Origin of the sequence: Desulfovibrio intestinalis (genome assembly GCF_014202345.1) — a bacterium.
Taxonomy (GTDB): Bacteria; Desulfobacterota; Desulfovibrionia; order Desulfovibrionales; family Desulfovibrionaceae; genus Desulfovibrio; species Desulfovibrio intestinalis.
Window position 1 is genome coordinate 1 of record NZ_JACHGO010000013.1, and the last position, 9360, is coordinate 9360.

A 9360-nucleotide genomic window follows, 5' to 3' on the forward strand; every position below is an offset into this window, starting at 1 on the left:
GGCACGCCCTGATGCTGCCAGTTGATCTCAAGCTGAGGCAGTACATACAGGCCCAGAGACGCAAGCGCCTTGCCAACGCCGGATTCAAACCAATGTCCGCGCTGCAGGGTCAGCAGACGCTCCAGGCTATTCGGTGTTGGCATCACCTTACGGGCGAGAACGGCACGAGGACATTCCCAGTGCTGGCCAATGTCGCTCATGCCAACATAGGTGGACCTATCGCCTAGTTGTGCGGTGGTACTTTTCTGGGAGACGGCTTGCAGCCCCTGACGAATTAATGCCCGCAAGCCTTCCGTGCGGTCTGTCATTTCCATGATCCTGTCTCCATAAAAGCGAAAGGGCCGCCATCAGGCAGCCCTTTCACTCGGTATTTTGATTTTTGCTATGCGACATCAACATACTTCCACCACAATTTTCTCTGCGGGTTCCACCGGAAGCCCGAACCGGTCAGCAGTTCCTTTTTGGCCTGCGTGTTGCCGGTGGCAATGATGTAGGGACGTCCGTCTTGGGCTGTAACTTGCTGGTAGGTGACGCCTTCTAGCGGCGGAAGATTTTCAAGGCTTGCTGGCGGACGATTTGAGGGGGCCGAAATGTTGTTTGCGGTGGATGAGTTGCGTTGTTCCCCTTTTTGCGATTCAGGGGCAACTACGGGCAATTTAGGGCGTAATGTCGACTTGCGTCCAATTTTTGCCCTCTCACCGTCGTCATCTTCGGTTACCATGCCCAACATGGCGGTTAACGCGTAGCGGCGAGCATAAGTAATTGCCGATCCCATGCCCTGCGGGTCGGCCTTGGGCAAAGGAACCACAGCAAGAGAGCTTTGCCACTGGCCAGACTCTGCATGTGTCAGCTTGGTAACCAGCCCTAAGGAGTTGGGCTGTTCCACAGGCACAGGATACTGGCACAGCCAGATGCCATTTTCGATGAGCGCATCACGGCAGGCGTCCATGACGCTGTTGAGGCTGGCGTACCAGCTTTTGGTGAAGGGATTTTCAGCGTCTTTTGTAGCACGTTGAACGGTTCGTTGTACGCAGAGCAGGGCCTTACCCAAATCGGTAATGTTTTCTGATTGGTATTGGTTCATATGAATATCCTCCTTCGATAGCAAAATGACAAAGCCCCGCCCAGCTTAGTGCTGGACAGGGCTTCGAGGGGTATTTGAAATATTACTCTGGTGCTCTTGAAAAAGTAATATATTCTCAAAATTTAATGAACAACATAGCTTCCTTTTTGGGTCACTAAGTTAGGAAAAATGGTATACTTTTCGGGGAGAGGGTCAGTGGCTGCCCGCCTGCGCTATATGGCTGGGCAAAAGTGGGGCACACAACGGTATATGAACATGAACCAAGAAATATCAGCTTAAATCAGAGATTTTGGGGCATGATACGAAACCATTCTCCACCGACTGGCTGCTGCAAAATGTGTGAAAAATTCTGGGCACCATCCAATCATTAGCAATAATTTCGCATAATGCATATTACATGAAACATTTTAGACAAACTTATTTCTTGTTATTGCCATCATAGAAAGTATTTTTACAGCAAATCAATATCCTGTTATGAGTGTTGTGTTTTGGAATCAGGTGCTTGCCATATTACTTTTTGAGAGGAATAGTTCGTTTTTACACTGCTTATGTGATATAGGCCAATATTGTTGATGTCTAACTGTAACGAAGATTCTTGGCCGTCATTGCAGAGCAAGTCGCAGTCATAGCCTTCTTCAGACTGTTCGCTGTCCTTTTGGAAATTAGATTCTCGTACAATGACGTCGGGCTGACCTTCAATTTCAAAGGGCCATTCAACACAGAGAGGTTTCGGCCTGTGGACAACGCGCACACCGCCGTGGCCATGAAAAAAAATGATATTATTCCCCTGGTGACCAGCTTGCACTGAGGGGTGTTTGATTCCATCGATATTCAGGCTGTCAGGTGCGGCCAGAAATTCAGCAATGGCTTGTGTTGGCAGATAATCCATTTCTTCTTCACCCGGCATTGTAGGGCGGAGTAAATCAAACCAGAGCTCTGGAAAGAAATGTTTTCGACCAAGACGTACTGCATAGTTCGGATCAAAATAGCTGCCTTCTTCTATTAACAACTTGAGTGCATCAAGATTTAAGACCCTCATAGGCCGCAATATCTCAAATCGCGCAACCAAGACCGACGAACCAACAATGGGCCGCACCTCGCTGAGGGCGACCGCGATGTCATCTGCTCCCATTGCTGTCCGGCTAAGGGTTAAGAAAAAAGTCCAAAATCTCAATGCGATGTGGTATAAAGAGTTTGCGAAAAACTTTGCCACACAAGGAGATTTTGGACATGAGTCACCATAATACACTTTTCTCCCAGATGCTATCTCTGATTCCCAGACATGTTTTTCAAAAGCTCGAACACCGGCACAAAGTAGGGCGGGCCTCACGCAAATTCGGCTTCAAGGAGCAGTTCACCGCCATGGCCTTCATACAGCTTGCCGCAAGGCGCTCCATGCGCGATGGGTTGCGTTGCCTGGCCGCAGCCGGGAACCGCTTGTACCACTGGGGCCTGAAAAACGTGGCCCGCTCAACGTTCGCTGATGCGAACAACTCCCGGCCCGTGGGCTTTTTTCATGACCTGTTCGCCGAAATGTACGGCTTGTGCGCGACAAAAACTCCGAAGCACAAATTTCGCTTCAAATCCAAGCTGTTCAGCTTGGACGCTACCACCATCAAGCTTTGCCTTTCGCTCTTCCCATGGGCTTCGTTCCGCCAAGCCAAAGGCGGCGTCAAAATGCACACCCTGCTGGACCATGACGGGCATATCCCGGCTTTCGTAACCGTCACCGACGCCAAAACACATGAAAGTCGTATGGCTCAATCCCTGGAACTGCCCAAAGCCTCCATAGTGGTTTTTGACAAGGCGTACATCAGCTACCCCTGGTTTCGAGCCCTTGAGGAAAAAGCCATCTTTTTCGTGACCCGCCTCAAACGCAACGCCGTTTATAAGCTTTTGGAGCGCCGCCCGGTGCGCCGGGGGACCGGTGTCACTTCCGATCACATCATTGAGGTCGTCAGTCGGGGAAAAGGCCTGCGGCTGCGGCGTATTGGCTACCGCGACCAGAAAACCGGAAAACATTACGAGTTTTTAACCAATAACTTCCGGCTCTCGCCAAAAACCATTGCCGACATCTATAAAGACCGCTGGCAAATCGAGCTTTTCTTCAAGGAAATCAAACAAAATCTGCGCATAAAGACCTTTGTCGGCAACTCGGAAAACGCGGTACTGATTCAAGTCTACACGGCCCTGACGGTGTACCTGCTGCTGGCGTACCAAAAATTCCTCAGCCGCGTGGGGATGAACTTTGCAATGGCTGGCATCGATCATCAGCCATTCAAAGTCCGGCTCGTCGATCAACATTTCAAGCAGTCGTTCCCACACACCATTATCACGCCAGCGAATAAATCTACGGTGGGTGTTGCTCCAGTCGCCAAAGTCGGGCGGCAAATCTCGCCATGGCGCACCGGTGTGCATGATCCAAAAAACTGCATCTATAAAGCGTCGGTTGTCGTGGGCTACGCCGCCCCAACTCCCTTCGCGGCCAGGCAAAAGAGGCTCGAGTTTTTTCCAAACAGCATCAGAAATGTCGTGTCGTCTATGGGCAGGTCGTGACATGTGGTCCTCGCTTGCGGTGGAAGGCAAGCGAACTATGCCACAAAATCAAATTTTAGACAATCTCGTGACGACACTATCTAGGGGGTTAGGGCGATATGATATCGTCGAAACCTTGCCGTGTGTTTGATTTTTCTCAATCAACTGTAGCTCAAATCTGGGACAGTTAAAGTTATCTACGCCCAAGCCTCTCCCAATTCTTGCGCCTGCCTAAGCACAATGTCGATGGCCCCCTCTGCCTGATCTGGGGGATACTTGTACTTCCGCAGAATCCGCTTCACCAAGATTCGTAATTTTGCCCTGATGCTCTCGCGCTTCGACCAATCAACCGTAATATTTTTCCGCAAGCTCTCTGTCAGTTCCTGAGCGATCTTCTTCAAAATCTCATCGCCCAATTCCCGAACCGCCGATTCGTTATCCGCCAAGGCATCGTAGAAAAGTAGCTCATCCGGCGTCAGGCCAGAAGTTTCACCGTGCCTTGCGGCTTCCTGAAACTTTTTAGCCATTTCAATCAGCTCTTCGATCACCTGCGCCGTTTCAATCGACCTGGTTTTGCACGCATCTGTCAGTGGATACTACGCCTGGCTCAAACGCGACGCTGCCCCATCAAACAAGACAACTCGTCTGGAGGCCGAGGTTCTGGCTGCCCACCAGAGAACACGCGGCACATACGGCGCGGAGCGGTTGCACCGGGAACTCGTGGCAAGCGGTTGTGCCGTCAGCCTCTGGAAGGTCAAGCAGCTCCGCCGTGAACTGGGCCTCGTCTGTAAGCGCAAACGACGGGTTATCCGCACCACGGAGTCAAATCACGCGTTGCCGGTCGCTTCCAATCTTCTGAACCGTGACTTCACGCCGGGCGAACACAACCGCGTGTGGGTGAGTGACATAACCTATATCCCCACACGGCAGGGCTGGGTATATCTTGCCGGAATCAAAGATTTACACAGCCGGGAAATTGTCGGCTTCAGCCTGGCTGAGCGTATGGATACCGGGCTTGTCTTGGCTGCATTGATGAAGGCGGTGCGTTTCCACCGCCCACCTGTGGGACTGATTCTGCATTCGGATCGCGGCAGCCAGTATTGCAGCGCAGCTTATCAGAAAAAGCTCCACGCATATGGTCTGATCTGTTCCATGAGCAAAAAAGGGGATTGTTACGACAACGCCCCCATGGAGAGCTTCTGGGGCTTATTGAAGAATGAGTTGGTCCATCGCAAAAGCTACAGATCACAGGCAGAAGCAATTACAGATGTGACAGAGTATATTGAGGTTTTTTATAATCGACAAAGACGCCAGGCAGCACTTGGCTATCTCTCACCGGCGGCGTTTGTCAGAAGCGGGATGATGAAACCAAAGCTGCCGATTGCCGCTTAACATGGCGTTCGAATTTGACGACCTACCTCATACTGCATTTGCGCAGGGTATTCATTTTGTCTTTCTATAACTGGTATTGACAATTATTTTTAAAGTGTTATTGAATGTATAAAACTATTTTCGCAAATAGTTTCATACAGCCATTTTCAGTGGTGGCTGTGGAGGATGCCCCTCTGATCCTCCTCTATTTTTCTTTTTGAGTCCCTCCTTTATCGGTGCGCGGCTCAGGCCATATCCTTTGGTCTTCCAAAAAATTCTAAGGTGCTACACTGCCGTTTTGGCCATGCTGTTACAGCTCTTTTAGCTGTGCGGTGTGGCCTCCAACTTGCTGCTGAATTCAGCCAGAACAGGAGTTTTATATGAATTCCATCATGATCAATCAGCCTAAAAATGGTCAACATATTACCGTCAATACCGCGGCTGACGCCAGATATCTTCTGGATTTTTCAGCTGATCAGGCCACACTTGGGCGGACTGACAATAATCTGATTTTTAGCTTTGAAGATGGTTCCAGCATCAGCGTGATAGATTTTTATTCAGAATACACCAGAGAAAGCATGCCGGACTTTGAAGTCGACGGCGTGCTGATTTCAGGCAGCGACTTTTTCGCTGCGTTCGGGCCGAATCTGGCTCCTGCGGCTGGTCCTTCCGCAGTGGAGCGGTCTTCACACTATGTTGAGCACGATGGAGCTGAACTTGCTTCTGGCATTGACCATCTGGACGGGCTTGCCAGCGGGCCGCAAAGCGCAAGTACTGTTGTTGGTGCGCCTTTGCAGTTCACATCTGCTGCTATGGATCAGTATGGCTCTGAAGGCGCAACGGTGCCAGGGGCAACGCCCGGCAATGGCGGGCCTGGTGGCGGTGGATCTGGTACGGTTTACGCTGCCGACGCGCGTGCCGTTCTGTACACGCGGGGCGCGGCCTCTGATGCCGTAGAAGTCCCCTTGCAGGGGCAGTATGCGTTTGATGATGACAACGGTTACTGGTCTGCCAGCCAAGTTGGGGGCAAGCTGGCTTTCTCCCTTACCCCGGCAGGCCTGGAAGCGTTGAAGGCCCTTGGTCCTGACGGGATGCTTGCGAACTACGTTACCGTAACCGGAGTGGATGCGGCTGGAAAAAGTTTAAGCTATACGATTCAACTGGTAAGTGTGGATGCCGCGAATATTGGCGGCAATAACTATGCTTATACCTTTGATTCTGCCGCTTGTGATGATTTATATGGTCCTGTTTCAGGAATTGATGGGACCGTGAGCTTCCAGAAAGGGAACAACAGCTCTTTTTATAACTCAGCTACCGGAAAGTATGAGGGGAGCGCAAAACTTTTTATAAACGGGTCGGCCGGTAATGACGAAATCGTCGTTGCAGATGCGCTTACAGGAGGAAGTAAGATATATGCCAGCGGCGACCCCGCCGCCGGACCCCTTGCAGACGATGAAAACAGGATCATCCTGAATAATGGCGTTCTGAACAATGGCGGCGGCAGCATTGAAGTTCTGTCATCAGGTGGAGAGCTTACGAGTAATACCAGAGTTTATGTTGCTGGGTCGACCTCTTCGAACAGAATTGACATGGGGAAGGGGGACGTCAACCTCAACAACGCAGGTGCAGCGAATGATAGCTCTGCGTTGTCTGCATTGAATAAAGGGAAAAATTTTGTCACCACAGAAGGTGATGTTAATCTGCACAGTGTAAGTAATGGCAGGCTTCTTTATGCCACGAATGGGGGCGTGAATGAAATCAACGTCGGCGGTAGCGGTGACGTGAACTTTACTACTGACATTGCCAGCGGCCATTTCGCACGTGCCATGTTTGCTGAAGCAGGTGGGGAAAATAAGATAAGCACCACCGACGGCGATATTAACATTACTCTTGGTAACAGCCGGGGAAGTGGATCTATGATTCTCTCCTATGGCAACAATTCGTCCAACAGCCTCTATGCGCAAAATGGCAAGATAGTCGTTGATGTGCAAAGCTCTAATGGCGCGCTTACGGCCGATGGCGCGGGTGCCCTGATATCCCTCAAGACCGGATATGACGGTGTTTCTTCCAGCGATGCCGCCGCCGGGTCTATTTCCGTCAGCAACCCCGGCAGCACTCTTGGCGTAATAAAGAATGGCGGTCGACTGGAGATGGAAACCCAGGTTGGCGATATCTCGCTTTCTGGCGGTGCTATCTACGCTCAGGGGGTTGGGACGACAGCCCAAATTATCGTTAAAGAACGTGGTGATATCACCATGAACTCTAGTACGACATTGCTTGGCGGTAATGACAGATTTGATGTGTCTACGGCAGATGGCAACATTACCATGCACTCTACGGATTCGAAGCAGGGTTACTCGCTGATCACTGCCACAGGCGCAAATGCCAGAGTCGATATCCATTCTGGCAAGGGGGATATCGATATAAGCGGTGGGGGGCGCACTGTTGATGTCTGGACGCAGGGAAAAATTAACCTGACAGCGGATCACGGTGACATCAGGCTCACTTCGGGCTCTCCATTGAGCAATCGACAGACGGTACATAACGCAGGCGGCGAAATAACGCTGACCGCTGGCGATGGAAATATTCTGGTAGATACCAATACCGCCGCCAACGGTACGGCTGCCGTGGACACATGGTACAGCGGCACTACGAATATTTCCGCAAGTGGCGAGATTGTTCTTAAAGCTGCGGCTACGGAAGGTGAAGCGGCCGGGCTGAGAGCCAATGCCTCAAGTACCAATATCATTTCGGCCCAGGAAGATGCCCCTCTTACCCTGACCATTGACGTCACCGCCAAGGCTGCTGCCAATGCTGTGGCCATGTGGGCGCGTGGCGGCGGAAAAAATTACGTTGTCGGGGAGAACGGCGACAATGTGATAACTCTCAGGGCCAATGACGGCGCTGGCGTGGCTATGAGGACCGATGGCGCTTCTGAAAATATGATCACCCTCGGTGGCGGAGGCAGCAAGATTATCATTGATGGAGCCATTGAAGGTAAAGGAAACTCCATTGAAATTGGCGGCGACGGCAATACTGTTATTCTGAATGGCAAGGTTGGCAGTGACGCTCTGGTTATCACCCCCAAGGATAACGGCACGTTCGAACTCGTTCTTCAGGCTGCGGATGCCGCAGCCCTGAACGCGCAGTACGGGGTGTGGCTGGCCGCGCTTGCCGATGACAGCGATTTTCTTTCCGGTCTTTTGAAGATAAATCTTGAAGGTTCGTTTTCTGTTGCAGACTTGCAAACGCTGTATCCCGACCTTTACGATGTTTTGAGTTCCTTTGCGGCTGAAAATGTCGCTATTGAGATCAACGGAGAAAACCATTCGGCTGATTTTGGCGCACCTGTGCCGTTCAGCGCCGTGGTTGACTTTTCGGTTCAGGATGAGGGTGACAGCCTTGCCAGCACCAATGAGGACAGTGGTGCGGTGATGTTTGCAGCATTGGCGCAGCCCCTTGACGGCAGTGCAGCGGATCAACATGGTGCCGCCGTGTCTGCAGGCGCTGGAGAAGATACTTCCAGCCAGCAAAACCCCTTTGCTGAATCTTATGAACCGGGGGCCGGTGACGACATGGCCGACGGGCCACTGTTTTTTGGTTCGTTGGATGCAACGACTGTGAACGCTCAGGATCATGACTTTGATACGCCTTACGGTACGGCCGATGTGGCAAGTATTTTTGCCGAGGATGCGACCCTGGACGGTCTGTTTGGCGGTGAATCTGCGGTGGCTCATGATCTGGCCGCCAGTCAGGAAGGCTCTGCGCTCGAAATTATGGATCTGACCAACAAAACAGCCATTGAAGAAGTCAGGGACATCGTCGGCGGGAGTGTTGAGCAAGATGTTTTGCTGCCCGAAAGCAGGGGGCCATCAACTGCCGAAGCCGAGTCAGGCATGATTACGGCCGAAGATTCAGCCCGGCAGATAATCGAACTTGGTCAAGTTTAGAGCACTTTCGGCTTGAAATGCCCAGGCGGCTGCTCAAACCGTCGCCAGAGCGCTTCAGATAAAAACTCGTGAAATTGCCTCGCCCACCTGCTTTGCGCTCGGCTTACGGCGATTTCAGCCATACATGGAAAAGGGGGGACTTACGTCTGCATTTTCGTATCTGGTGTATTCATTTATGAATGGCGCAAGCCTACAAAAGTTCCCATGTACGATTCATTCCGCCTGTTTCCCAGTCTGGGAAGCATCAAAGCGGCGACATGACGAGCGCGGCTTGGCGCTCAGGGCGTCAAAGGCACACTCCTGCTGCGCCTCGATTTCAGGGGAATGTAACCTTCCCCTAAAATAGGACCAGCGCATGGTAGAGATTTCTGGCAAACTGCCCTCAAGGAGACGGCAATGCAGAAATCTCGATTCACGGAA

General features: G+C 51.5%; 6 protein-coding genes and 3 pseudogenes. 3 read left to right on the forward strand and 6 right to left on the reverse strand.

Annotated features, from left to right (window positions below; all coding sequences use genetic code 11):
• From HNQ38_RS13995 to HNQ38_RS14005, 3 genes and pseudogenes are all read right to left on the reverse strand, one after another.
• Positions 1–314 (reverse strand): annotated as a pseudogene (locus HNQ38_RS13995) (hypothetical protein); the annotation flags it as partial.
• Positions 315–382: 68 nt separating this feature from the next.
• The gene (locus HNQ38_RS14000; RefSeq protein WP_183722528.1) at positions 383–1084 is read right to left on the reverse strand and encodes an ERF family protein; all 702 of its coding nucleotides are present in this window, start codon (positions 1082–1084) and stop codon (positions 383–385) included.
• Between the two features lie 472 nt (positions 1085–1556).
• The gene (locus HNQ38_RS14005; protein WP_183722531.1) at positions 1557–2216 is read right to left on the reverse strand and encodes an RES family NAD+ phosphorylase; all 660 of its coding nucleotides are present in this window, start codon (positions 2214–2216) and stop codon (positions 1557–1559) included.
• Between the two features lie 98 nt (positions 2217–2314).
• Here HNQ38_RS14005 and HNQ38_RS14010 point away from each other — a divergent pair.
• A pseudogene (locus HNQ38_RS14010) lies at positions 2315–3289 on the forward strand (IS4 family transposase); the annotation flags it as partial.
• Here the strand turns inward: HNQ38_RS14010 and HNQ38_RS14015 are convergent.
• Positions 3290–3643, reverse strand: a pseudogene (locus tag HNQ38_RS14015) (IS5 family transposase); the annotation flags it as partial. It lies immediately after the preceding pseudogene.
• Between the two features lie 173 nt (positions 3644–3816).
• On the reverse strand, positions 3817–4167 hold the full coding sequence (locus tag HNQ38_RS14020; RefSeq protein ID WP_343060209.1) for a type I restriction enzyme endonuclease domain-containing protein: 351 nt from the start codon (positions 4165–4167) through the stop codon (positions 3817–3819).
• A 25-nt stretch (positions 4168–4192) separates the two neighbouring features.
• Between HNQ38_RS14020 and HNQ38_RS14025 the strand changes: the two genes are divergently transcribed.
• Positions 4193–5011, forward strand: coding sequence for an IS3 family transposase (locus HNQ38_RS14025; RefSeq protein ID WP_183722534.1), 819 nt, complete (start codon positions 4193–4195; stop codon positions 5009–5011).
• A gap of 359 nt (positions 5012–5370) precedes the next feature.
• A complete protein-coding gene (locus HNQ38_RS14030; RefSeq protein ID WP_183722537.1) occupies positions 5371–8940 on the forward strand; it encodes a beta strand repeat-containing protein in 3570 nt (1189 codons plus the stop codon).
• Positions 8941–9153: 213 nt separating this feature from the next.
• Here HNQ38_RS14030 and HNQ38_RS14110 read toward each other — a convergent pair.
• On the reverse strand, positions 9154–9360 hold a 207-nt coding region (locus tag HNQ38_RS14110; RefSeq protein WP_221277915.1), incomplete at its 5' end, for a hypothetical protein.

Excerpts from the sequence above, each read along its gene's own strand:
- HNQ38_RS14000 (WP_183722528.1), bottom strand. The coding sequence starts at position 1,084 with ATGAACCAATACCAATCAGAAAACATTACCGATTTGGGTAAGGCCCTG.
- HNQ38_RS14005 (WP_183722531.1), bottom strand. The coding sequence starts at position 2,216 with ATGGGAGCAGATGACATCGCGGTCGCCCTCAGCGAGGTGCGGCCCATT.
- HNQ38_RS14030 (WP_183722537.1), top strand. The coding sequence starts at position 5,371 with ATGAATTCCATCATGATCAATCAGCCTAAAAATGGTCAACATATTACC.